The sequence below is a fragment of the Synechococcus sp. 63AY4M2 genome, assembly GCF_002760475.1.
In the GTDB taxonomy this organism is placed as follows: Bacteria; Cyanobacteriota; Cyanobacteriia; order Thermostichales; family Thermostichaceae; genus Thermostichus.
Window position 1 is genome coordinate 1,474,278 of sequence record NZ_AXUX01000001.1, and the last position, 23,963, is coordinate 1,498,240.

At 59.8% G+C, this 23,963-nt stretch carries 24 protein-coding genes; 15 read left to right on the forward strand and 9 right to left on the reverse strand.

The annotated features are described in order from the left end of the window. The 7 genes from SYN63AY4M2_RS06530 to SYN63AY4M2_RS06560 all read left to right on the forward strand — a co-directional run. The coding region (locus tag SYN63AY4M2_RS06530) for a Uma2 family endonuclease (protein ID WP_206336939.1) at positions 1-184 on the forward strand (184 nt) is incomplete at its 5' end. Positions 185-496: 312 nt separating this feature from the next. Next, positions 497-790: a Uma2 family endonuclease gene (locus tag SYN63AY4M2_RS06535; protein WP_011429059.1), complete on the forward strand. Its 294-nt coding sequence runs from the start codon at positions 497-499 to the stop codon at positions 788-790. Between the two features lie 188 nt (positions 791-978). Then, positions 979-1,614 carry a hypothetical protein gene (locus SYN63AY4M2_RS06540; RefSeq protein ID WP_143596989.1) on the forward strand — a complete coding sequence of 212 codons (636 nt, stop codon included), beginning with the start codon at positions 979-981 and terminating at the stop codon, positions 1,612-1,614. A gap of 96 nt (positions 1,615-1,710) precedes the next feature. Then, positions 1,711-3,300: a glycosyltransferase family 39 protein gene (locus SYN63AY4M2_RS06545; RefSeq protein WP_011429058.1), complete on the forward strand. Its 1,590-nt coding sequence runs from the start codon at positions 1,711-1,713 to the stop codon at positions 3,298-3,300. Between the two features lie 244 nt (positions 3,301-3,544). Further along, positions 3,545-3,727 (forward strand): hypothetical protein, encoded by a 183-nt coding sequence (locus tag SYN63AY4M2_RS06550; RefSeq protein WP_041438029.1) that lies wholly within the window; start codon positions 3,545-3,547, stop codon positions 3,725-3,727. 8 nt (positions 3,728-3,735) lie between these two features. After that, the gene (gene cas2 / locus SYN63AY4M2_RS06555; protein ID WP_240527297.1) at positions 3,736-3,993 is read left to right on the forward strand and encodes a CRISPR-associated endonuclease Cas2; all 258 of its coding nucleotides are present in this window, start codon (positions 3,736-3,738) and stop codon (positions 3,991-3,993) included. 393 nt (positions 3,994-4,386) lie between these two features. Continuing rightward, positions 4,387-6,267, forward strand: coding sequence for an AMP-binding protein (locus SYN63AY4M2_RS06560; RefSeq protein WP_099887281.1), 1,881 nt, complete (start codon positions 4,387-4,389; stop codon positions 6,265-6,267). Here SYN63AY4M2_RS06560 and SYN63AY4M2_RS06565 read toward each other — a convergent pair. Beyond that, the gene (locus SYN63AY4M2_RS06565) at positions 6,264-6,584 is read right to left on the reverse strand and encodes a hypothetical protein (RefSeq protein ID WP_011429055.1); all 321 of its coding nucleotides are present in this window, start codon (positions 6,582-6,584) and stop codon (positions 6,264-6,266) included. The genes SYN63AY4M2_RS06560 and SYN63AY4M2_RS06565 overlap by 4 nt on opposite strands. A gap of 220 nt (positions 6,585-6,804) precedes the next feature. Here SYN63AY4M2_RS06565 and SYN63AY4M2_RS06570 point away from each other — a divergent pair, with 220 nt between their 5' ends. Beyond that, the gene (locus tag SYN63AY4M2_RS06570) at positions 6,805-8,130 is read left to right on the forward strand and encodes a heterodisulfide reductase-related iron-sulfur binding cluster (protein WP_099812605.1); all 1,326 of its coding nucleotides are present in this window, start codon (positions 6,805-6,807) and stop codon (positions 8,128-8,130) included. On the opposite strand, the gene SYN63AY4M2_RS06575 is transcribed toward SYN63AY4M2_RS06570, so the two are convergent. The 3 genes from SYN63AY4M2_RS06575 to pstS form a co-directional block, all read right to left on the reverse strand. Next, on the reverse strand, positions 8,127-9,095 hold the full coding sequence (locus tag SYN63AY4M2_RS06575; protein ID WP_011429053.1) for a DnaJ C-terminal domain-containing protein: 969 nt from the start codon (positions 9,093-9,095) through the stop codon (positions 8,127-8,129). The two genes, SYN63AY4M2_RS06570 and SYN63AY4M2_RS06575, sit on opposite strands and share 4 nt — an antisense overlap. A 198-nt stretch (positions 9,096-9,293) precedes the next feature. Beyond that, entirely contained in the window at positions 9,294-11,180 is a 1,887-nt protein-coding gene (gene dnaK, locus SYN63AY4M2_RS06580) for a molecular chaperone DnaK (protein ID WP_099812606.1), read from the reverse strand. Positions 11,181-11,429: 249 nt separating this feature from the next. Then, positions 11,430-12,512: a phosphate ABC transporter substrate-binding protein PstS gene (gene pstS / locus SYN63AY4M2_RS06585; protein WP_168173322.1), complete on the reverse strand. Its 1,083-nt coding sequence runs from the start codon at positions 12,510-12,512 to the stop codon at positions 11,430-11,432. A 458-nt stretch (positions 12,513-12,970) separates the two neighbouring features. Here pstS and speA point away from each other — a divergent pair, with 458 nt between their 5' ends. After that, on the forward strand, positions 12,971-14,896 hold the full coding sequence (gene speA / locus SYN63AY4M2_RS06590) for a biosynthetic arginine decarboxylase (protein ID WP_099887282.1): 1,926 nt from the start codon (positions 12,971-12,973) through the stop codon (positions 14,894-14,896). 265 nt (positions 14,897-15,161) lie between these two features. Here the strand turns inward: speA and sbcD are convergent, their stop codons facing one another. Together sbcD and SYN63AY4M2_RS06600 are read right to left on the reverse strand one after the other, a co-directional pair. After that, positions 15,162-16,466, reverse strand: coding sequence for an exonuclease subunit SbcD (gene sbcD, locus SYN63AY4M2_RS06595; protein WP_011429048.1), 1,305 nt, complete (start codon positions 16,464-16,466; stop codon positions 15,162-15,164). A gap of 118 nt (positions 16,467-16,584) precedes the next feature. Further along, positions 16,585-16,836 (reverse strand): RNA-binding protein, encoded by a 252-nt coding sequence (locus tag SYN63AY4M2_RS06600; protein WP_011429047.1) that lies wholly within the window; start codon positions 16,834-16,836, stop codon positions 16,585-16,587. 379 nt (positions 16,837-17,215) lie between these two features. On the opposite strand from SYN63AY4M2_RS06600, the gene SYN63AY4M2_RS06605 reads away from it, so the two are divergent. From SYN63AY4M2_RS06605 to def, 4 genes are all read left to right on the forward strand, one after another. Beyond that, complete coding sequence (locus tag SYN63AY4M2_RS06605) at positions 17,216-17,392, forward strand: NblA/ycf18 family protein (protein WP_011429045.1); 177 nt, start codon at positions 17,216-17,218, stop codon at positions 17,390-17,392. Then, positions 17,392-17,718 carry a DUF2499 domain-containing protein gene (locus SYN63AY4M2_RS06610; protein WP_011429044.1) on the forward strand — a complete coding sequence of 109 codons (327 nt, stop codon included), beginning with the start codon at positions 17,392-17,394 and terminating at the stop codon, positions 17,716-17,718. Before SYN63AY4M2_RS06605 ends, SYN63AY4M2_RS06610 begins: the two co-directional genes overlap by 1 nt. Positions 17,719-17,721: 3 nt before the next feature. Then, positions 17,722-18,033 carry a DUF3593 domain-containing protein gene (locus SYN63AY4M2_RS06615; RefSeq protein WP_011429043.1) on the forward strand — a complete coding sequence of 104 codons (312 nt, stop codon included), beginning with the start codon at positions 17,722-17,724 and terminating at the stop codon, positions 18,031-18,033. A gap of 459 nt (positions 18,034-18,492) precedes the next feature. Then, complete coding sequence (gene def, locus SYN63AY4M2_RS06620) at positions 18,493-19,089, forward strand: peptide deformylase (protein WP_099812609.1); 597 nt, start codon at positions 18,493-18,495, stop codon at positions 19,087-19,089. 1 nt (position 19,090) lies between these two features. On the opposite strand, the gene SYN63AY4M2_RS06625 is transcribed toward def, so the two are convergent. Then, positions 19,091-19,444, reverse strand: coding sequence for a hypothetical protein (locus SYN63AY4M2_RS06625; RefSeq protein ID WP_011429041.1), 354 nt, complete (start codon positions 19,442-19,444; stop codon positions 19,091-19,093). Between the two features lie 223 nt (positions 19,445-19,667). On the opposite strand from SYN63AY4M2_RS06625, the gene cbiD reads away from it, so the two are divergent. Then, positions 19,668-20,786 (forward strand): cobalt-precorrin-5B (C(1))-methyltransferase CbiD, encoded by a 1,119-nt coding sequence (gene cbiD, locus SYN63AY4M2_RS06630; protein WP_011429040.1) that lies wholly within the window; start codon positions 19,668-19,670, stop codon positions 20,784-20,786. Positions 20,787-20,926: 140 nt separating this feature from the next. Here the strand turns inward: cbiD and SYN63AY4M2_RS06635 are convergent, their stop codons facing one another. Then, on the reverse strand, positions 20,927-23,305 hold the full coding sequence (locus SYN63AY4M2_RS06635; protein WP_240527298.1) for an ExeM/NucH family extracellular endonuclease: 2,379 nt from the start codon (positions 23,303-23,305) through the stop codon (positions 20,927-20,929). Positions 23,306-23,318: 13 nt separating this feature from the next. After that, positions 23,319-23,507 carry an MSCRAMM family adhesin SdrC gene (locus tag SYN63AY4M2_RS14140; RefSeq protein WP_240530507.1) on the reverse strand — a complete coding sequence of 63 codons (189 nt, stop codon included), beginning with the start codon at positions 23,505-23,507 and terminating at the stop codon, positions 23,319-23,321. Positions 23,508-23,695: 188 nt separating this feature from the next. Between SYN63AY4M2_RS14140 and SYN63AY4M2_RS06640 the strand changes: the two genes are divergently transcribed. Further along, the coding region (locus SYN63AY4M2_RS06640) for a helix-turn-helix domain-containing protein (RefSeq protein ID WP_143597430.1) at positions 23,696-23,963 on the forward strand (268 nt) is incomplete at its 3' end.

Sequence of the window (23,963 nt, forward strand, 5' to 3'; positions counted from 1 at the left end):
GGCCAAGCTGCAGGAGTACCTCGAGAACGGATCCCAACTGGGCTGGCTGATCGACCCGGAAAGCCAGCGAGTTTACGTCTATCGCCCCGGCCAGCTCGTCCAAGTTCTGGAGCGCCCAGCTTACCTAGAAGGGGATCCCGCCCTCCCTGGCTTTGTTGCCGATCTCAGCTTAGTTTGGGAATAATCTGCCCCGAGCTGCCCTCTTTTTCCACCAGCCCTTAACCGATGGCTATCAGCAACCACGAACTTGACACTCCCACCGCCTAAAGGCGGGGGATTTTGACGCAGTTCAAAAACGAACTCGCAAAGGCGCTGTCAAGATGCCTCTAGATAGTTCCTTGAGGCAAAGCCTCAAGGTTTTGCTTACTATCTATGATCGCGTAAGCGGGACGAAGTCCTTACAAAAGTTCGTTTTTGTTTAGCGTTGCGTAGCGGAACAGCTTACCTCCGAGGAGCGCCATCGCTTTGCCTTCCTAGGCTCGGATTACGCTCCTCTGTGGACGATCTGGTTGCTTTGCAAGCCACGCTGCAGAAGTACCTCGACAACGGCGCCCAACTGGGCTGGCTAATTGACCCGGAAAGCCGAAGAATCTACATCTATCGTCCCGGCCAGCCAGTACAAGTCCTGGAGCGCCCAGCTTATCTGCAAGAGGATTCTCTGGCTTTGCCCTGGATCTCGCAACCCAACTCTGCTCTCAAAATGAGCAAAGCTCTGTATTCCGGAAAACGGTCAAGTATCACACCAGCAAGCAATAATGAGGGCAAGGCCCAGGGATCCCGACGGAGGTAAGCCTATAGGGATGAGATGTGTAGAGCAAACCCCCAGCAAGCGCGTTTGTCTAGAGCCTGGGGTTCCGCTGGTGGCTGCTGGCGTTATTTTCTTTGTGGCGCTGGCTTTGTGTTCCCTGATTTGGCTTTTTCAGGGGGGATCGCCGTTTCACTTGCCATCGGCTTGATCAGGATACAGTCACCTCTGAAGTGGTCTTTCAACCACTGCTGCCTTTACCAAAACAGATCGAGTTTTATTATGATGTAAGAGGAGCCCGAGTCAAAACTGAAACTCGAACAGACTCCGAAGGAGACGAGACAACCTATTACTACGTTACTCTCATAACTCCTGCAGGAGAAACAAAAGCTTGGTCAGCCGCCAGCGAGAGCGACGCTCGACAACTGGCAACCAAGATCCAATCGTTTCGGATGAGTGCAGAGAGTCAGCTCTTGGTGGCCAGCGATAGTTTTAACTCAGGAGATTTGTTTGCTGCACTTCTACTTTCTCTCCCAGCAGGAATGGTAGGTCTATCGCTAATACCTAAGCTAGGAAGCCGTCGGCTGACCTTTGACCGCTCCTTCTACCAGATCTTGGAGGAGCACCTCACTCCCTTTGGAATAAGGGGGCGGAAAGCTTATTCCTTCAGAGATGTTCAGCAAGTTGTAGTTGAGAGGTCAACAGATTCCGATGGCGATAGTTATTTTTCGGTGAAGGTGAATTTGGCATTGGGAGAGCCTTTATTGTACCTAGGCTTTGGTTCTGATGATAGCAAGGCAAGGGCGGAAGCAGAGCAATTGGGCCAGCTTTTGGGGTGTCCGGTAAAGCTGCCGGAGGCAACGTCTTAGGCTCAGTTTATTCTGAGCCCCCACTTGGTTTTTTGGGGACAAGTCTGGCCAAAGCTGAGACAATAACACCTGTCCACACGCTCAAGGGGATCCCCTGTGCTGCCGAAAGCTGCTCTGTGGATTTTGGGCCTGGGCCTGCTTCTGCGCTGCTTGGTGGCTGCTCTGTTGCCACCGGGCTTTGACGAAGCCTACTACTACCTCTACACCCGCCATCTGGACTGGAGCTATTTTGACCATCCGCCGCTGGTGGCCTGGACAACGGGCTTGGGGCCTGTTTTGACGGGGCAGGTGTCGGCTTTTTCGATTCGACTGGGATCCCTGCTGGCCTACACCGGCTCTTCCCTGTTGCTTTACCTGACGGCGACGCGACTTTTTTCGCCACAGGCGGGGCTGATCACCCTGGCAACCATCAGCATCGCCCCCATTTTCTGGATTGGGTTTGGGGTGCTGACCCTGCCGGATAGCCCGCTGATGGTGTTTACGGCGGCAACCCTGTGGGTGGCTGCCCAGGAGTTTTTTCCGGCTCCCTTGGCGGAGGGGAAATTGGGGGTCTATGGGGCAGCGCGCTACCGACCGGGGCCGCGGCTGGCGCTGATTGGGCTCTTGGTGGGTCTGGCCTGCCTGGGCAAATACCACGGCCTGGCGCTGGGGTTTGGCCTGGTGCTCTTTTGTCTGCTCAGCCCGGCCCACCGCTGCGCTCTTCGGTCGGGATGGGCGCTCTTGGCGGTGGTGGGGTTTTTGGCGGCCTTCAGCCCCGTTTTAATCTGGAACACCCAACAGGATTGGGTCTCCTTCCGCTTCCAGGGGGGGCGAGCAGTGCCGGAGGCAGGGTATCAACTGCAGGAGCTGGGGCTGACGGTGCTGCAGGAGATGGGGTACCTTTTCCCGACCTTGGGGATCCCTCTGCTGGGGCTGAGCTTGGCCGAGGGTGGGCGGGTGGGGCTGGCGCTGGTTCAGGGAAGACGCCTCACGGATCAGGAGCTGAAACAGCTTTTAATCTTGGCCTGTGGGCTGCCGCTGGTGTTGGCTTTTACCTTCATGGGAGGCTACCGGCCCATCCTCCCCACCTGGCCCATGCCGGGGTTTTGGGTGCTGAGCTTGCTGTTGGGATCCCGCTGGGAACGGTGGCCAGGAGCAAGGCAGCTCTTGGCGGGGACGGCGGTGGCAGTGGGCCTGTTGGTGGCAGTGGGGCTGGCCCATGTGCGCTACGGCCTCCTCCAGGATCCCGGCGGGCTGGGCCTGTGGCCGGTGGAACGGGATCCCTCGACTCAGCTGATTGACATCGAACAGTTGCGGCGGCAGTTTCAGACGGATCCCCGCTTGGCCCAGGCTCTTGCAGAGGCGGATTTTATCTTCACCAACGTTTACTTTTTGGGCGGGCAGATCGGCATGGCCTTGGCGCCGCTGACGGAGAAGCCCCTCACCTGCCTGGATGAAGATCTGCGCGGCTTTGCCTTTTGGTCCCAACCTGAAGACTGGCTGGGCAAAGATGGGCTGCTGGTCACCTCCCAGCTGTTTTGGCCAAGAGCAGGGATCCAGGCTGTCTACGGCACCTACTTTGAACAAATTGAGCCAGTGGCAGAGGTTCCCCTGCGGCGGGCGGGCGCGGTGGCGCAAACCTTTCAGGTGTACCTGGCTCGGCAGATGCGCCAACCCTATCCCCGTCCCTACTCCCGCTTGCGCTAGCAGCCACAGCGAGATACCTTTGGGTTCAACGCAAGAAAAGACAGTCTGGAGAGCATTAGGCAAATTTTGGGCAGCAAGATTATTCGGTTGGATCTCTAGGAAAGCATACTGGTACTTTGACGACGAATCTAAGGGCATCTAGGCCGAGGCCTTTGTGAGAGGGATGAGCGAAATGCTGGGTAAGCCAACTCATCAAGGCCGGCTTGCTCACCCCGGAAGACTGCGAGCCGTCGCCGGATGGAGCATGGGATCCCTGGCCAAAAAGCTGTTTTTGGGTGAGCTGGAGCGCCGCTTCTGCGAGCCTTTGCTTTACCCTCCGCAATCGCGTCGCCTAGCCCTGAGCCAAATCGTGCTGGAGCAAGCCCGCTGGCTGGGCCGTTGCCTGGTGAGCGGCAACCTAGAGTACGAAGCAATGGAGCTGCGCTGAGGCTATGGTTGGTTTGCTACGACGTGGTGGACGATAAGCGCCGACAACAGTTGGCCAAGCGCCTGGAACAGTGCTGCCAGCGAGCGCAATACTCCGTTGTTGAATGCCCCCTGGACACTGCCGAGCTGGAAAAGTCGTGGCTGCCTCTGCTCAACCTCGAGGAAGATAGCCTGCAGGCCTACCCTCTGGATGCCACCGCCAAACGACGTACCAAGGTCTTCGGCGGGCCTCTCCCCTACGAGCCGCCGGACTACCTTATTTTGTGAGGTTCTCAGCTTAGCCGAGATTGTAAAGTTTTGGGGCCGATCCATCGGGGGGAGCCATTGCTAGCTTTTTTTGCGGGTGCCATAAGATCTAGTAGCTTTTGCCGGGATTGGCGGGAAAATGCAGCATGACGTCCCCAAAAGAGCGAATTTTCTGAGTTGCGCTTATTCGGGGAAGCGAGGTTAACATCTGTGGCGGGAAGTCTCGGTACTTCCTCGCGAGCGCACCTTGAAAACCTCATGAGTTCAGGCTTTTCCGGGAGTAGGGTTGATCCCTACCTTTTCCCCGCAAGGGGAAGGGGTTGGATTTGGTGACAGATTGAGAACTGTCCTGGGGGTGTCTTGGGAAAAAGCCCAAGTTTACTAGACTGTAAATGTGATTTAGGGTACAGATTTATGACTACTGTCTCCGCTGCTGCTACCCCCGCTGGGACGACGCTGCTCGACATCTGGCAAGTCCTGGCCGAAAAGTTTGCCGATTACACTGCCCTCAGGGATCCCCATGCCCAGCCGGTCTTTGAGATTTCTTACGGGCAGCTCTTTCGCCGCATTCAGATCTTGGCTGCCGGTTTGCAGGCTTTGGGCATTCGGCCTGGGGATCGGGTGGCCATTTTTGCCGACAATTCCCCCCGCTGGCTGATGGCAGATCTGGCCACGCTGTTTACGGGAGCAGTCAATGTGCCGCGCAGCGCCGTGGCGGATCCGGCGGAGCTGGGCTACATTTTGCGCCATTCCGGCAGCACCGCTTTGATTGCCCAGGATGCGAAGACCCTAAGCCGGGTGCGGCCGGTTGTGCAGGAGCTGGGCCTGGAGCGGCTGCTGTTGCTTTCCGATGAAGAAGAGCCGGGGGTATTGAATTTTTCTCAGTGGCTGCAAAAAGGCCGGGAGCGCCGCTACGAGCCGCCGCGGCTGGAGCGATCCCAGTTGGCCACCATCATCTACACTTCTGGCACTTCCGGTCGGCCCAAGGGGGTGATGCTCAGCCACGGCAACCTGATGCACCAGGTGGAGAACTTGGGCGCGGTCGTACAGCCCCAACCGGGGAACAAGGTGTTGAGCATTCTGCCCACTTGGCACTCTTATGAGCGGGCTTGCGAGTATTTTCTCCTTAGTCGCGCCTGCACGCTGGTCTATACCAGCCCCCGCTTTATCAAACAAGATTTTCAACAGGAGCAGCCCCACTATTTGGTGGCAGTGCCGCGCATTTGGGAAACCGTTTATGAAGGGATCCAGCGGCAATTCAAAGAGAAAAGCCCCCTCCTGCAGTGGCTAATCCGTGCTCTGATGGCTGTCAGTGAAAGCCATGTGCTCTCTGGACGGATAGCTCGCAACCAGTCAATTTTGCATTACGGAGTCAGCCCCTGGGTGCGCCTACGGGCTCGCCTGCAACATTGGCTGCTCTGGCCCCTGCATCGGCTGGCCGATTGGCTCATCTACCACAAGGTGCGACAAGCACTAGGCCCCAATTTTCAACAGGCCATCACCGGCGGCGGATCCCTGCCCGCCTACCTGGATCTGTTTTACGAGGTGGTGGGCATTTCCATCCTCAATGGCTACGGCCTCACGGAAACCTCGCCGGTGCTGTGCGCGCGGCGTCCTGACAACAACGTGCGCGGCACGGCGGGCCCCCCCTTGCCAGGGACGGAGTTTCGCATCGTGGATCCGGAGACGCGGCAGCCGTTGCCCCCTGGCGAAAAAGGGCTGATCCTGGCGCGGGGGCCGCAGGTGATGATGGGCTACTACAACAATCCGGAAGCGACTGCCAAGGTGCTCAGCCCCGACGGCTGGTTTGAAACAGGGGATCTGGGCTGGCTCACCCCCGACGGACAACTGGTGATCACCGGCAGGGCCAAGGACGTGATCGTGCTGCTTAACGGCGAAAATGTCGAGCCGCAGCCGCTGGAAGATGCCTGCCTGCAATCCCCCTACATCAGCCAGATCGTGATCGTCGGGCAAGACCAAAAGAAACTGGCCGCCCTCATCTACCCCAACCTCGATGTCCTTAAGGCTTGGGCCGCTGAGCAAGGGATCCCGGCTGCGGAGGCCGAGCTCTTGGGCCACCCGCAGGTGCGCACGTTGATTTTGCAGGAGGTGCGGGCCCGCATCCAAGAGCGTCCTGGCTACCGGCCCCACGAGCAAATTGCCGACTTCCGCTTTTTGCCAGAGCCCCTGAGCGTGGAAAACGGCCTCATGACCCAGACGCTGAAAATTAAGCGTAACCCGGTGGCCGAGCGCTACGCCCACCTCATCCAGGAGATGTATCCGACAGGGAGCTAAGTTTGGGATCCCCGCTGTTGCTCCAGGTAGCGCCGGAAGGTCTCCGGGGGAATGGCCCCCCGGTAGGCGCCGCAGTAGTAGAGGGTGAGCACCGCCTTGTAGGCCCAATCGGTCGGCACCACGTCTGGGAAGGGGCTGGGCAAGGTGTCTGCCTGGTTGGCGGCGCAGGCTTGCAAGATCTGCTCTGTAGTGAGCTGTTCGGCCAGATCGGGGGGCAGCTCCCGCAGGTTGGCCTGGGCAAAAGCCGCTCCAGATAGGCTCAAACTGGAGAGAGCTGCCCCCACAAGAGCTGGGGTGAAGAGGTGTTGCACTTTCATTGGGAAATGAACGACGAGGAGAAATCGGCCGGGTATGTCCCTTCTCTAGGGTAGTACGGACGAAAAGAGCGTTTGGATCTGGATAGAAGTCTCAGACGCTCTGTTCCCAGATTAAGATGCAAAAAACCCCGGAAGCAAAAGGAGGGGACAGGATCCCCGAACGGCCAATTCTCTCTTTACGGGGGTGATGAAGTGTTGAAAGCGCGATAGGTCGAGGCCGATGAGCTCATCCAAAAGGCCGAGTTTTGACAGCCTGGATCCGCCGGATCCAAAGCTAATCGATGCCTGTGTGCACTGTGGGTTTTGTCTGACCACCTGCCCCAGCTACCGCGTCCTCGGCAAGGAGACAGACTCGCCGCGGGGGCGCATCTACCAGATGGACGCCCTCAATCAAGGCCAAATCTCTCTCTCGGCAGCAGTGGTTTCCCATTTCGATACCTGCCTGGGCTGTCTGGCCTGCGTTACCGCCTGTCCTTCGGGGGTGCGCTACGACCGGCTGATCGCCGCCACCCGCCCGCAGATCGAGCGCAACCACCGCCGCAACCTTTGGGATTGGCTGTACCGCCAGTTCATCTTCTGGCTCTTCCCCTACCCGGCGCGGCTGCGGCCTCTGCTCTGGCCCCTTTGGCTCTACCAAAAAATGGGGGTCGGCGCCTGGATCCGCCAAGGGCTGGCGAAGGTCTCCCCGCGCCTGGCGGCCATGGAATCCCTCTTGCCCCCTCTTGAGGTGGGGCAACTGCTGCCCAAGCGCTACCCGGAGCGGATCCCGGCGGTGGGCGAACGCCGCTTTCGCGTGGGGCTGCTCCTCGGCTGCGTGCAGCGCCTGTTTGCCCCGCAGGTGAATGAGGCCAGCATTCGCGTCTTGACCCACAACGGCTGTGAGGTGGTGATCCCGCCCGCCCAGGGCTGTTGTGCGGCCTTGCCCCACCACCAAGGGCAACTGCAGCAGGCAGAAGCCCTGGCCCGCCAGATGGTGGATGCTTTTGCCGGCTACGAGTTGGATGCCATTTTGGTGACTGCCTCCGGCTGCGGCCACACCCTCAAGGAGTACGGCCACCTTTTGGCCAGGGATCCCGACTACCAAGAGAAAGGGGCTCAGTTTGCGGCCAAAGTCAAGGATATCCAGGAGTTTCTGGCGCAGGTAGGGCTGACCGCTCCCCTGTACCCCCTGCAGCCGGATCCCTTGGTGCTGGCCTATCAGGATGCCTGCCACATGCTGCACGGGCAGCGCCTCAGCCAGGAGCCGCGACAACTGCTGCGGCAAATTCCCGGGCTGGAGCTGCGGGATCCTGTCGATGCCGCCCTCTGCTGCGGCAGCTCCGGCGTCTACAACCTGCTGCAGCCCGAGGTGGCCGACGAGCTGGGATCCCAGAAGGTGGCCAACCTGCTCAACACCGGCGCCCAGGGGATCGTCTCCGCCAATATCGGCTGCCGCCTGCAGCTCCAGAAGCACCTGCGTCTGCAAGGCAAGGCCGGGATCCCCATTTATCACCCGATGGAACTCCTGGATCGCGCTCTCCGACCGCCCACTCCTCCTTCTAGCTAGAGCTTGAGGGCGGCACGGGGATCATAGGACTGAACCCGCTGCAGCTTTTCGTAGAGCTCCCGCTCCTCCTCCGAAACACGGGTGGGCAAATAGATCTGAACTACCGCGTAGAAATCGCCCCGCTCTCCATTGCCCTTGGGAAAACCCCTCTCTGCCAAGCGCAACTTTCGCCCCGGCTGCATGCCGGGTGGGATTCGCAGCTTCACCACTCCATCCAAGGTGGGCACCTCCACCTGGGCGCCCAAGACGGCCTCGCTGGGGCTGATGGGCAAATCGCAGTAGACGTCAAACCCCTCAAGGCGGTAGAAGGGGTGCTCCTTCAGCTCGATCTTGAGGTACAGGTCGCCGGCGCCGCCGTTGGGTTTGGGGTGGCCTTGGCCGCGCAGGCGAATCCGCTTCCCTGGCGTCATCCCTGCTGGGATGTTGACCTCGAGCACGCGATCCCCGCCCACCCGTAGGCGGCGTCTGCCCCCTTCAAAAGCTTCGGGAATGGTGAGCTGGATGGTGGCCTCCGCATCGTAGTTGGCGTTGCCAGCGGAGCTACTGCTGCGATCCGCACCTGAGTTGCGCACCCGGCCCAGCAGTTGATCGATGAAGTCTTGAAAATCCTCAAATTGGCTGAAATCGACGCCACTGCCAAAACCGCTTCCCCCAAAGTCTTCGCTGAAGGAGCTGTCGCCAAAAGGGCTGCTGCTGTAAGGCTGGCTGTAGGTATCCCGCCGGTAGCGGAACCCGCCCTGCTGGTGGTACTGGCCAAATTGGTCGTATTGCCTGCGTTTGCCGGGATCCGAGAGAACTTCGTAGGCTTCGTTGATCTCCTTAAACTTCTCTTCGGCAGCTTTGTTGTTCGGGTTAACATCCGGGTGATATTTTCGGGCCAGGCGCCGATAGGCCTGCTTGATCTCGTCGGCGGTGGCCGTCTGGCTGACCCCCAAAATCTTGTAGTAGTCCTTGAAATTTTGCATGGAGGCGTCCGCAGGCAAGTCACTGAGAAGGGTCAGAAAACCAAGAGGCCAGGCATCAAGGGATCCCTCCCTCTGACCTGTTGACGAAAAGAGAAAGAGGCGGGCTAGACGCTATCGCCCATCCCGTCCCTCCCCATTATCGATGCTCCAGACAAAGGCGGGATCCGCCCTGCGGGCCCCAGGGGGATCCCATTGTCGTTACTTGCTCTCGGTGAAGTCGGCGTCGATGACGTCGTCGCTGCCGCCGGAGGTTGTCCCAGAGGTGGAGCTGGAAGCGGCGCCGGGCTGCTGATAGAGCTCGCTGCTCATGGCGTAGAGGGCCTCTTGCAGCTCCCGCTCTTTGCTCTGGATGGCGCTGTCGTCGTCCCGCTGGATGGCCTCCCGCAGCTCTCGCACCAGGGTCTCGATTTGGCTGCGCTTGCTGGCGGAGACCTTGTCTCCCAGCTCCTTCAACTGCCGCTCAGCCTGGTAGGCCAGCGAGTCGGCCTTGTTGCGGCGCTCGATTTTCTCGCGGCGGGCGCGGTCTTCGGCAGCGTATTTTTCCGCCTCGGCGATCATCCGCTCCACCTCTTTGCTATCCAGCGTGGAGGCGCCGGTAATGGAAATGCTCTGCTCCTTGCCGCTGCCCTTGTCTCTGGCCGTCACTTTGAGGATGCCGTTGGCGTCGATGTCGAAGGTCACCTCGATCTGCGGCACACCGCGGGGAGCCGGCGGGATCCCGTCCAGCTTGAAGCGGCCCAGGGACTTGTTGTCGCGAGCCAACTCCCGCTCCCCTTGCACCACGTGGATTTCCACCGAGGTCTGCCCATCTTCGGCGGTGGAGAAAATCTCCGACTTGCGGGTGGGGATGGTGGTGTTGCGCGGGATCAGCTTGGTGGCGATACCGCCCAGGGTTTCCACCCCCAAAGACAAGGGGGTGACATCCAGCAACAGCACGTCTTTGACCTCGCCCGCCAGCACGCCAGCTTGGATGGCAGCACCCACGGCCACCACCTCGTCGGGGTTGACAGTTTGGTTGGGCTCTTTGCCCAGCAGCTCCTTCACCAGCCGCTGCACCGCCGGGATGCGGGTGGAGCCGCCCACCAGCACCACTTCGTTGATGTCGGCCTTGGTGAGCTTGGCATCCCGCAGGGCCTGCTCCACCGGCCCTTTGCAGCGCTCCAGCAAGTCGGCGCAGAGGTGTTCAAACTGGGCGCGGGAGAGCTTCAACTCCAGGTGCTTCGGACCATCGGCCGTGGCGGTGATGAAGGGCAGGTTGATGGTAGTCTCGGAGACGCTGGACAGCTCGATCTTGGCCTTCTCGGCGGCTTCCGTCAGCCGCTGCAGGGCCTGCCGGTCTTGCCGCAGGTCGATCCCTTCCATTCGCTTGAACTCTTCGGCCATCCAGTCGACGATCTTCTTGTCGAAGTCGTCGCCACCCAACTGGGTATCGCCGCTGGTGGCCTTCACCTCGAAGACGCCATCCCCCACCTCCAGAATGGAGACGTCGAAGGTGCCACCGCCCAAGTCGAAGACGAGGATGGTCTCGTTGTTGCGCTTGTCCAAGCCATAGGCCAAGGAAGCCGCCGTCGGCTCGTTGATGATGCGCAGCACTTCCAAGCCGGCGATCCTCCCGGCATCTTTGGTGGCCTGCCGCTGCGAGTCGTTAAAGTAGGCCGGGACAGTAATGACGGCTTGGGTGACCGGTTGGCCTAGGTAGCGGCTGGCGTCTTCTACCAGCTTGCGCAGCACCATGGCCGAGATCTCTTCGGGGGCAAATTCCTTGTTCATGCGGGGTGAGTACAACTTGACATTGCCCCGCTCATCCCGCCGCACCTGGTAGGAGACCCGCTTGGCATCGACGTTCAGCTCATCGTACTTGCGCCCGATGAACCGCTTGACCGAGTAAAAAGTGTTCTCGGGGTTGAGCACCGCTTGGCGACGGGCCATCTGGCCCACCAGGCGCTCCCCATCTTTGGTGAAAGCGACCACTGAGGGTGTGGTGCGAGTACCCTCAGCATTGGGGATGACGGTGGGGACACCCCCCTCCATTACGGCGACAACCGAGTTGGTTGTGCCCAAGTCAATTCCTACAACTTTTCCCATCGGCTCCTTGTTCTCCTTTTGTTCAAGACGTGACCTCGGCTACCGCCGCCAGGCTGTATGAAGTAGCTTGGGCAGCCAATCCGTGAAAATTCAGCAGGTATTTAGCCGTTTCCTAGGTCGATCCTAACCAGCAGGGCATCTGGGTCAGGGCGAGAATGCCGCCCATTTCTGGCGACTGGAAGGCAGAACAGTTACGGATCTCCGTACCTGCCGCGGCCTTGCTTCCAGGACCGGTTGGGGCAAGGGCGGCTAGCTCTGGATAAGCTGCAGGGCTTCCAGGCTGCGGGCTACAACGGTTTCGGCCAAGGGCAGGTAGCCCATCTCTGCGGCCAGAGCTTGTCCCTCGCTGAGGGCCCAGCGCAGCACTGCCCGCAGGGCGTTGGCCATGGCGGGATCCCGATACTGGCGGTAGGCCAGGATCCAGGTGTAGGTGACGATGGGGTAGGCCCCCGCGCCGGCGGGATCGGGCACAAAAGCCCGCAGGTTGTCGGGCAGCTCGATTTCGCTCAGGGCCAGGGCCGAGGCTTCCGGGGTGGGGAGGACGAACTCGCCGCGGCGGTTTTCCAGGGCCGCCACCGACAGATCCAGGTCGCGGGCATAGACCGATTCCACATAGCCGATCACCCCTTCGCTGAGGAGCATCTGGGCGCTCATGCCTTCGTTGCCTTTCACCCCAATGCCCACCGGCCACTCCAGGGACATGCCGACGCCGATCTCGGAGGCCCAGGTGGGGTCGATGGCGGCCAGGTGGCGGGTAAAGGTGTCGGTGGTGCCGCTGCCGTCGGAGCGGTAGCAGACGGCGATGGGCAGGTCGGGGATCTCCAGGTCGGGGTTGAGGGCCAAAATCTGCGGATCCCGCCACTGGGTAATTTGGCCGCGGAAGATCTGCACCAACACCGAGCGGGACAGTTTGAGGCCGGAGCGGATCCCGGGCAGGTTGTAGCCGACGGCAATGCTGCCTGCCGTCATCGGGATCATGACCACGCCCCGCTTGACTTCGGCAATTTCGGCATCGGTCATGGCCACGTCGCTGGCGGCAAAGTCCACCGTCTGGTCGATAAATTGGCGGATGCCGGCGGCGCTGCCCACCGGCTGGAAGTTGATTTCGACTTTGGGATCCACCTGGCGGTAGTCGGAAAACCAGCGCAAATACAGGGGAGCCGGGAAGGTGGCCCCGGCCCCGTTGATCAACAAGGTCTCAGCGGCAAGCTGGCTGTCGGCAACAGGGCCAGCCTGCCCAGAACGGGATCCCCTTTGGCAGGCGCTCAGGCCAGCAGCAGCCAGCAACGACAGCAGCATTTCTCGGCGGCGAAGGCGGGGCAGTTGCACCATAGCTGAGGCGCTCCAAGCTCTCCGCCCCGATCCTTGTCTTGCCTACGGAGCCCTGTCAAGGGTGGCCATCCTGAGCTCTGGGAAGCACCAGAGGGGACAACCTTCCGCAAAAGGCAGCTTCTTCCCTCCACCAACTTGTCGCCGATCCTTGCAGGATTCGCTGCGCTCTTGGGCAACAGTTGGGATCCCAACCCCGCTTCTGGATCCAGAGTAAAAAACGAAGCCTGAGCGAGAAAAACAAAGAAAAACAGCGAAAAAAAGAGAACGAGAGAGTTGAGTTCTGCAGCAACTGCAGAGGGATCCTCAGGCCAAAGCCTTATCTGGCAAGGCTTAGCCGGTTTGGGGCCGGATCCCCCCTGCCTTGGAAAAATCTTGACATATCTTGGAATAGGGCAATATATTGTGGGTTCTGTGCAGAAATCCTGCGCTGTTCACATCTCGGTATCTGGGGGACTACTATGCCGACTTTGACTCGTTCTCCCTGGACACTGCGAGACAGCGAAAAGCTCTATCGCATTTCTGGTTGGGGGGATCCCTACTTCCGTATCAACGCCGCCGGTCATGTGGAGGTAACCCCACAGGGCTCACAGCAGCAGGAAGGGGGCATCGACCTGTACCACCTGGTAACGGATCTGGTGGCGCGGGGTTTGCAGTTGCCTTTGTTGATTCGCTTTCCCGAGATCGTGGCCGACCGCATGCGGCGGATTTGTGAGAGCTTTCAGCAGGCCATCGAGCGCTTTGGCTACCCCAACGTCTACCGAGGGGTTTACCCGGTCAAGGTGAACCAGCAGCGCCACCTGGTGGAAGAGGTGGTCAAGCACGGCCGTGCCTACCACTTTGGCCTGGAGGCGGGATCCAAGCCGGAGCTGTTGATCGCCCTGGCTCTGCTGGATACACCTGGGGCTTTGTTGATCTGCAACGGCTACAAAGACCGCGACTTTATGGAAACGGCCCTCTTGGCCCAGCGGCTGGGGCGCACCCCCATCATCGTCCTGGAACGGCTGCAAGAGCTGGAGCTGGTGCTGGAGGCTGCCGACCAACTGGGCATCGACCCCATCTTGGGGGTGCGGGCCAAGCTCTCCGCCCAGGGCAGTGGCCGCTGGGGCACCTCGGCTGGGGATCGGGCCAAGTTCGGCCTCACGGCCACCGAGATGTTGCAGGTGGTGGAGCGGCTGCGGGAAGTCGGCAAGCTGCACTGTCTGCGCCTGTTGCACTACCACATCGGCTCGCAGATCTCGATGGTGAGCGTGCATGGGCGGGCCGTGCGGGAGGCCAGCCAGATCTACATCGAGCTGGTCAAGCTGGGGGCGCCGATGGGCTATCTGGATGTCGGCGGCGGCTTGGGGGTCGATTACGACGGATCCCAGTCCACCAGCCACTTTTCCCAGAGCTACAGCCTGGAAGATTACGCCGCCACCGTGGTGCAGACGGTGCTGACCGCCCTGCAGCCGCACGGGATCCAGCCGCCGGTGCTGGTGACCGAAAGCGGGCGGGCCCTGATGTCCCACCAGTCGGTGCTGGTCTTCGACATCCAGGATGTCAACGCCGCCAGCCCCTACCCCATGCCCACCCAGCTTACTTCCGATGCAGAGGTGATCCAGAAGCTAAACCAGCTCTACTACCAAATCCAGCCCGATACTCTGGTGGCCGACTATCGCCGCTGCCAGGAGCTGAAAGAGGCCGCCCTGCGCCAATTTACCGAGGGATCCCTCAGCTTGCGGGAGCGGGCCGAGGTGGAGCGGCTGTTTTGGAACTGCTCCGACAAGATCTGCACGCTGGCCTACGAGCAGCACCAGGCGGGGCAGCCGGTGGCCGTAGATCTCCTGGATCTGGACGAGATGCTGGCCAGCATCTACTACGGCAACTTCTCCCTCTTCCAATCCCTGCCGGATAGCTGGGCCATCGACCAGGTGTTCCCCATCATGCCCATCCACCGTCTGGACGAGGAGCCGCGCCAGTGGGCCACCCTGGCCGATCTGACCTGCGACAGCGACGGCAAGATCAACCGCTTCTTTGGCGAAGACGGGCAGATCACCTCGGTTTTGCCGCTGCACGATCCCAACGGGCAGCCCTACCTGCTGGGGGTGTTTCTGGGGGGCGCCTACCAAGAAATCCTGGGGGATCTGCACAACCTGTTTGGAGACACCAACGCGGTGCACATCCGCACCCGTCCCGGCGGCTACCAAGTCACCCAAGTCATCAAGGGGGACACCATCGGCGAAGTGCTGAGCTGGGTGCAGTACAACAGCGAAGACCTGGTGGAAACCCTCCACCACGCCACCGAAGCCGCTCTGCAACGGGGGCAGATCAGCCTGGCCCAGGCCCGCGCTTTGCAGCAGCACTTTGAAGACAACCTGCGGGCCTACACCTACTTGCACCCCTAGGTTCGGGGACAGCCCCAAAGTCCAGGTCAAAACAGCAAGGGATCCCGGCCCACAACCGGGATCCTTATTTCTGGCCAAAACAAAAAAGACTGGTGGCTGGGATGCCACCAGTCTTGGTCAGTTCCCTGTGAGTGAGCTGATGCCGTCGCTGCCAACGTCTTCAACCCAGCTCCAGTCTCTGGCGTTTTCCCCCCTCTCGAGGTGATCCAGATCACTCGGCAAGAACCCCTCAGCTAGCGGCCAAGGTTAAAACAGAGGCAGGGCCTTAAAACAAGGGCAATTGCTGCTCTTCCCCTTCAGCAAGGCTTGCAGGATCTGCCTCCTCCCTGTTGGCATTTCCCTCTGACAAGGGATCTGCTGCTTCCGCCAACAACTGACGAGCAGCGGCTAGCAACTCGTTGCGCAAGGGGGCCAGATCGCTGCGGTCGGCCAGATAGTGCTCCAGGGCCGTCAGGGGCTCTAGACAACTGGGATCCAGGGCCGGCAGGCGAATGCGGCTGGGGCTGACCACGTCTGGGACGAGAGTATAGCTGAAGGCAGGGGCGAGGGCCTGGTGCAGGGTCCGCTCGTCAACGCAATCGAGCTGGTCAGGGCGGAGGCGGTAGATCAGGCGCAGGATGGAGCCGGGTACAGGGGCCTTGGCAATGGCCTCCAGCAGTTTGGCCTGCACCTCTTGGGGGGGATAGGGGGTGAGATCAAGGCGGATGGAGTGAAAGGTGCGGGTGGGCAAGGGCAAAAATTCGTAGCTCGCCCCCGTGGCCGTCACCTCTGCCAACACACAACCTTTTTCCTCTTGTTCCTCCCCAAAGTCGACTCGCTCAATGCTGCCGGGATAGATTACCAAGGGATCCCGACACAACACCTGGTGACGGTGCACATGACCCAAAGCCACGTATTGGTAGGCGGGCCGCGCCAGCAGCGACAGGGGCACCGTCACTCCCTTGCCCACCGAAAGATGCCGCTCCGTCCCGTAGCGGGCTGTATCCACCATCACATGGGCCAACAAAATCGCCGGGATCCCTGGCTGCAAAGTGCGGATCTCCCCTTCCAGAGCCAGATCGAGGCGCTGCAGGAGCTGCTGAGTGAATACTTCGGCATTGAGATCCAGGCTCTCCTGGCGGGCAAGCAGGGTGGAGCGGTTTAGCCAAGGCAAGGTGGTCACCTGCACCGGGCCGCTGCGAGTTTCAATCCAATGGGTCTGCAGCCGATCCCCCACAACGAATCCCGCCACCCCCAGAGCGCGGTAGATGGCCAAGCTGTTGCCCTCTTGCCCCTGCCCGTACTGGTCGTGGTTGCCCACCAAGAGAACGGTCGGGATCCGGGCATCGGCCAGGCGGCGAAATTGTTGGGCAAAGAGCTCTTGGTGCAGCGGCGGCGGCGTCGCGTCGGGAAAGGCATCGCCCCCAAACAGCACCAGATCCACAGCCTGATCGAGGGCATGATCAATGCATAGGCGCAAAGAAGCGACAAAATCCTCCAAACGCGTGTTCAGCCCCGTAGCTGGGTTGATGGAGCCGTAGGCCAAGCCACTGCCCAAATGAATATCGGAAAAATGCAGCAGCTTCACCATCTCAAGCAGCCTTGAAGCCCTTCCATCCGTTGCCCTCACTCCTGCCCGCCGTTTGCCTGCCTTGCCAACTTTTGGATTGGCACCCCACTCGGAGTCAGATGAGGAATCCCCGCTGAAGCTAAGCCTGTCGGCGAGGCCTGGCTCGATCCAAACGCAAAGGTCGGCCCATAAATTCCTGGCCGTTGGCGACGTCGATGGCCTCCTCTTCCTCGGCCTCCGTGGCCAAATCCACAAACGCGAAGCCCCGTGTCTGGCCCGTTTCTCGGTCTATCGGGATTGTAACCGACTTAACGTTCCACCTCTGCTGGAAGAAAGCTGCTAGCTCTTCTGTTGAGGCTTTATAGTTTAGGTTTCCCACAAAAATGGTCATGGCAATTCAAGCAAAGCAAGGCGCGAATCGGAAAGAGCGGCAACCAAAGCTCAAGGTACTTCACTTTTATCACGGGGCCCCGCCTAATCGCACAACATGACAGGATGTAAAGGGATCGCCGCTCAAAAATCTTCGCACTTTCCCATCCAAAATGTGCTTTTGTCAAGCTTTACGGGCGTGTACTTTTCCCGCTCCTTTGTTGAGTTTCCCCTCCAGCTCTGGCTCGACCGGTATCCGGAGGCCCTTGTCGTTTTGTTGCAACTTGTTAAACTAGATTGTTAAGATATGTATTGTCCTGCTTGCAGTGCTTGTTGGGAGCAGCGCTGGGATATCCTAGCGCGAGTCTCTCACCTACCCTAAGAGTCTCAAGGTGACGACAATGGAGGAAACGCTAGGTCTCTCTCTGGAGCAAGAATTTCGCCAGCGGGCTTTCGAGACGCTGGTAGCTCGCATGAGCCCTGAGCAGGCCAAGGACATCCTGGTCAAGCTGCACAAGCAAATGCTGTTGCAGGAGGCCACCTACCGCCAGTTGCTGCGCCATTCTCTTGAGGTTTGATGCACGCCCTTTCGTTTCCCACCTGGTGGATTCACATTGCCAGCGTCTTGGAATGGCTGGCGGCCATTGTTTGCGTGTGGCAGTTTGGGGAGCGAACGGGCCGGCCAGAGTGGCGCGGCTTGAGCTGGGCGATGTTGCCTGCTCTGGTGGGGGCAATGTGTGCCATTACCTGGCACTGGTTTGACAACGATCCCGCCCTCAACTGGGTGGTAACTGCCCAGGCGAGCTTGACACTTCTGGGCAATTGCACTCTGGCCTGGGCTGCCTACCGCATTTGGCGGGCGGAGCAGGCGGATCAGTCCCTTGGGAGGAGGGATCCAAGCTAGGCGATGGACAGTTTGTTTGCCCTTTCTCTATTTCCCTATTTGGCCTTCTTGTTTTTCCTGTCGCGGCTCCGCCGGATCCCGCGCCTGGCTTTGATCGGGTTTTGGCTGCTGCTACTGTTTGTGGCCGTCAGCATCCCGGCAGGGTTGTATGCCCAACTGCATTACGGCACTTCCCTGGCCAATGTGGATCCCTTGCATGGGGGAGCAGAGGCTTTCCTCACCCTCTCCAACATTCTGGTGGCCCTGGGCTTCAAGCAAGCCATTGACCAACAGGGATCCCCAGAGGTCGAGGAAGACAGCTCCGAGTTGTATTGACCTTCTCCCCAGTCCGGATTCTTTCTCGCTTGTCGCGAGCTACAGGGGCGGGAGACTGCCATATGTTTGTGGGGGAGGCCATAACCCCAACCTGGACCTAAGCCCAGATACTGACAACGCTGCACCCTCCCCAAACGGGGTGGGGCTGGCGAACATGGCATAGAAGGCGGCTGATCCCCAGCCCCCCTTGCATCCTCCCGTATACGGGGGGAAAGGGGGAGGACGGGGCCTGCGCCGCCAAGGTTTTGGTGATTGCAAACAAGCCCGAGCCAGTCCTTCGGCCCTACCCGCTGCCGAGCCCAAGCACTCCGTGCTGCTGACGCAACTATTCCCAGCTTCTCTGGCAGAGGCAGAGGGGAGCTGAACAGCAGACGCATCGCTTCGGCACGGCTTGGACTGAATGTAGAATGGAAGTCCAGACGGGATGTCTGCTGTTGTTTATTCTGAGAGACCTGCCGGATGGTGGCCACCCTTTCTGTCCCCAAAGCCAAGCTGAAAAACCCGCCTCTGCGCATCCATCGCATGGGTGACAAGGTGCTGCGGCAGCCGGCCAAGCGCGTCAGCCAGGTCAACGACGAGATCCGCCAGTTGGCGCGAGACATGCTGCAGACGATGTACAGCGCCGATGGCATTGGCCTGGCAGCTCCCCAGGTGGGCATTCCCAAGCGCTTGATTGTGGTAGATCTCTATCCCGATAAGCCGGAAGTGCCACCGCTGGTGCTGATCAACCCGGAGATCCGCGAGTACCTCGGCGAAGTTGTAGCCGGCCAGGAAGGCTGCCTTAGCATTCCGGGCGTCTTCTGCGAGGTCATGCGGCCGCAGGGGGTGGTGGTTTCGTTTAAGGACGAAACCGGGCGGCCCCGCACCCTCCAAGCCGACGACCTGCTGGCGCGGGTTATCCAACACGAAATCGATCACCTCAACGGTGTGCTGTTTGTGGATCACGTGGAAAACGAGCTGCTGTTGGATCAGGAGCTGCGCAAGCACGGCTTCCAGATGCAAGATGTGCAGCGCAAAAACAGCACACTTGCCACCCCTCCACCGAAACCTCGCTAGGTCATTGCCGCAGGCGCTGCGCCAAGAGCTGTTCTTCTAGAGCAGCAATGCGGTTGTAGGCAGCGGTTAGCTGGGCGCTCAGGCGCTGGATCTGGGCTTCAGGAGCAAGTTCATACGCCGGGCTGCGGTTGCTTACTACAGGGGGATCCTCCTCCAGCAAAAAGTTGTGGCTCCCATCTTCGACCAAGTCTGAGGTGAGAACGCTGTAACGGGAGGGGGCGGGGGCATTTTTTTTAGCCTCCTGCTTTGCCAGGAGAGCAGCCGCCACCTGCTCCGGCATCCGCTCGATGGCAGCTTTCAGCTCCTGAATTTGCAACTCCAGACGCTCAAAATAGTGCTGCAAGGTTTCGCTCATAGCTGCCCCGGTTCTGACTCTTTACTTTCATTGAAAGAGATAAGTTCTCGCTCCTCCCCTTCTTCCCCCAGATCATTTAACGATTACGCGGTTGGAGCACTAAAGTCGGCTTCAGGAGTTTGCCCTATCAAGCCAGTCCTGCTGGCTGGCGTCGGCCACAATTGAGACAGGCTCTCTCCAAAGTTTTTTCCAGAGCAGGTTCCTCTCTATTTCCAGGCAAAAAATGCAGGATGCGGTTCCCCCCTCGTCACAACAGGGCTATACCTTGCCCGTGTTTGCGGTGGCTGCTGCTAAAGCCGCTCTCCGCCGCCTTCTGGGGATCCCTTTGGAGCAGGACGGCGCTCATCCTGTCATTGCAGTGCAGGTGGAGCCCCAGTTCCCTGATGTTTGCATCCGGATCCCAGTGGAGCAGGTGGCTGCTCTCTCGGAGAACACCGCTTTGGCCATTACCCGTTCGGATCCCGGCCCTCATCTGGATCTCACCCGCAACACGCCGGTCTGGGCCTGGGTGGGCTTGGAGGAACGGGATCCCGCCACTCCGCCTTTGCTCCTGGAAGCGGGAGAGGGGCTGGGGCGGCATGCTGATGGCAGCCCGGCCATCTATGCTTACGCTCGGCGCCTGTTTGAGATCAATCTTTCGCCTGGGATCCCGGATGGGTATCGCCTGCGGGTGCGCATCATCTTGCCGGAGGGAAAACTCTTGGCGGAGCGGACTTCCAATGCGGCGTTTGGGGTGCTGGAGGGACTGGCTCTCTTGGGAACGCGGGCCGAGGTGGAGCCTTCTGCCAGTGCCGAGAGCCTGGAGCGGGCCCGCCGCGAATTGCAACAGAAATTGGCCAACCACCGGCATCTGGCCTTTTGCGTGGGCAGCCATGGGCAGCAGGTGGCCTTGCGGCAAGGGATCCCAGCAGAACAAATTCTACTGGTGGCCAATTGGATCGGGCCGCTGCTGGTGGAAGCGGCATTGCGAGGGGCAGACTCGATTCATTTGATCGGCTACCACGGCAAGTTGATCAAGCTGGCGGGGGGCATTTTCACCACTTCCAGCCATGTGGCCGATGCCCGCCTGGAGATCTTGGCGGCAGCCCTCATCCGCTGCGGGGGAACAGCCGAGCAGGCGCGGCAGGTGCTGGAGCTGAGGACGGTAGAGGCAGCGGTGCAGTATCTGAAGGATCTGGGCTGGGCAGAGCCGGTGCTGCAGGAGCTTTCCCGACAAATCCGCCAGCGGGCGACAGCCTATGTGCAAAAGTATGCCGCTCGATCCCTGCCGGTGCAGGTAACCCTGTTCGATCGCCAGGGCCAGGTCTGCGCTCAGGCGGGGATCCCAGGTCGTCTCGATTGAGACAAGGACGCCGCCACCCTACCCCAATCCTGATATGGCTCCCTTTTCAGGGAAAAAAGCGAGCAAAAGAAAGCTGGAGAAGCAAAGCCGCTCCCCCAGCTCCTGCCCATCGAAGTCAGTTTGGCACTTGGATCCCAGTCCTAATTCCCGGCAATCCTAACCGTATCCACCCGCCAGCGAGTGGCTCTGCCAGAAGTTGTGCCAGAAGACCGATAGCGGAAGGCAATGTAAACACGGCCAGGAGGTTGGATCCCAGATAGAGAAATGTTTCCAGAATCCACAAATTGGCCTGTAGAGGGATTGGGAATCGTCAGGGCCGTCCAAGTGGCTGCCTGCACCGCCGCCGGAGTGCCCGCACCGTTGTAATCGGTGGAGTAAAGAACGCTTAGTTGCGGAAAAGGAACGCCGCTATCGGTAAAGGAACTCTGATTGCGGAAGGTCAGAACCGGGTTGTTGGCCGAAGCCAGGTTCAGAGGCGGAGTAATCAGCCAATCATCACCCGGTTGCTGGCCGCCGAAGGCGTTGGCCTCGGCATAGGAATTGACGCAGCGCCAAGAGCGGGTGGTGTCGCCATCCACATCCACAATCTGCCAGCCAGCGGGAGCGGGGTTGCAGTTGTCAAAGTCTTCGGTTAGAGGCAGGTTAACTGGAGGAGGTGTTGGTGTTGGAGTTGGCGTGGGCGTTGGGGTCGGCGTGGGTGTCGGGGTCGGGGTTGGCGTTGGGGTCGGTGTGGGTGTTGGCGTCGGGGTTGACGTTGGCGTCGGCGTCAGGTTCAAGCCGACGATCACCGGGTCGTGATCGGAAGAACGGAAGGGATCCGGGGCGTAAAAGAGGCTCTGCTGTGAGGCGCTCTTGAAGCTCGTGGTGTAGTCCAGGCTCACTGGCTCGTCGGCGTTGATGTGCCACTTGGCCGACCCGGTCACTTGCGGCCTCAAGCTGGCGTTGGCCAAGGCGTGATCCAGGGATCCCCACTGACCTTGGAAGCTGAAGGAATAGCTGTTGGGGCCGTTGAGGTTGGTAAATCCGCCCTCCTCCAAGACTTTGATCGGGTCTTCCTTGGCGTAGGCGTTGAGATCCCCGATAATCAGCACATCCGGATCGGTGGAGCCGGTGGGGTTGGTGGACAACCAGTTCAGGATTTCCTGGGCAGCCCGCCTGCGGTTGCCGTTGCAATTGCCCTGGAAGGGATCGTTGTCGACAGGATCACAGGGGGATCCCTTCGACTTCAAGTGGTTGACCACCACCGTGAAGATGGCGTTGTTGCTCTTCTGCCGGAAGGTGACGGCCAAGGGAGGGCGGTGGCGACGAAGCGAGGGATCTTGGGTGAGTTCCCCGGTATCCAGAAAGGCGGGGTTGGTGCCAGGCGCAATTTCAACCGTAGCCGGCTTATAGATGAAACCATTGGTAATGGCATCACCGCCTAGGTTGGCTACCCCTACATCCACAAAAGCGTAGGTTCCCGGCCCCATGACCTGGTTGAGACCGTTCACCAAATCTTGGATGGAGCTGTTCGGGCCATAGCCGTCGTTTTCCAGCTCGTTCAGGCCCACAATATCGGCGTCCATGCGGCGAATCGCCTCGATGATCTTGTCCCGCTGGCGGGTGAACTCTGCGGCGTTCCTGGCCCCTCGACACTCGGAATTGTTGGGGAAGCAAATGTTGCCGAAGGTGTTGAAGTAGTTGAACAGATTGAAGCTGGCCACCTTCAGGGATCCGCCTACCGCGGGTGGAGTTTGCGGGCGAGGGTTGACGGACTGAAACGTCGGCAAGTTGCTGGGATCGTTGGGGTGGATGCGGTAGTCGATGGTGGCATCCACGTCGCCAGCGACGTTCCGGCCCCGTAACTGAGTCATGATCCCAACGATGTTGCTGACGCGATCCCCGCCCCGCACCGTGTTGGCAGCGCTGAGACCGCCAGGAGTGGGATAGATAACCGGATCCGGGTTTTGGGTGAGCAGCCGGTCATCGATGCGGATCCGTTTGCGGTTGTTCTCTTCCTGGAGGGCGGCCGCTTGGCTGGGATCCGCAATTTGCGTGGGGGTGAACAACCGCTCTGTGGCTACACTCAGCTCCCCGTGGCGTCCCAGCAGGAAAGAGTCGGTTACAAACAGGGGCTGGTTGCCGAAGGTAACCAGCATGCCCTCCAGAGCTTCCCGCTGCTCGGGAGTTAGCGGCAGAGCGATCTGAACCGGAGATGGCAGGGGATTGTTGGAGCTGCAGATAGTGAAGTTGGTAACGTTGGAGATCTGAGTTTGCTGGCGAAACTCGGCCACTCTCCCCGTCACCTGTACCCTATCCCCCAGGCTGACGTTGTTGGCCGTACCGCTGAAAACGAAGATGCCATCGGAAGTGGCCGGGTTGCCGTCGCCATCATCCTGCAGGTAGTAGCCCTGAAGATAGGTTTGGTTGGCTACTCCTTCGTTCTCAAAGTCTCCCACCACGATCCCGGAAACGGTAACAGTTTGGTCTACCAGCGGCGAAGCGAAGCCAGTGCCTTGGACAGTGCCAATCGGGGTCACGTTGGCGTTCGGATCACAGGCTCCTAAAGGAGGTGTCGGCGTCGGCGTGGGTGTTGCAGTCGGCGTCGCTGTCGGTGTTGCGGTGGGCGTGGGAGTCGGCGTGGGTGTTGCAGTCGGTGTCGCTGTCGGTGTTGCGGTGGGCGTGGCTGTCGGGGTGGGTAAAGGAGAAAGCGGGAGCAACGATCCTCCCCCTGATCCGCACCCTTTCAGAGAAACTGAGAGCACTAGGCAAAACATTAACGCTGCCATCAGTTGCGCAGCACGGCGCAGAGCAGCCCTAACCCACATCCGCACACTCCTCCTTCGGGGATCCCATTTTTACCGCAACTACTGATACAGCCTTTTAATTTAAAATAGGGTACAGGTATTCAAGAGGAAGGAGAGAAAGGAATGCCGACTCATTCTTTGGATTTGCGGCAAAGAGTTGTAGCAGCCTACCAGGCAGGTAACACCTCCATCCGCCAGGTAGCTAAACGCTTCATGGTGACCAAAAGAACAGTACACCGCTGGGTGCGTCAGTACCAACAAACTCAAGATTTAGCCCCTAAGAAAGCAGGCACCAAGCGAGTGGGCATTTTGGAACAACATCGGCAGGAAGTGATGGCAATTATTACAGAACACCCAGACTTCTACCTGTGGCAGTATCAAGAACTGTTGC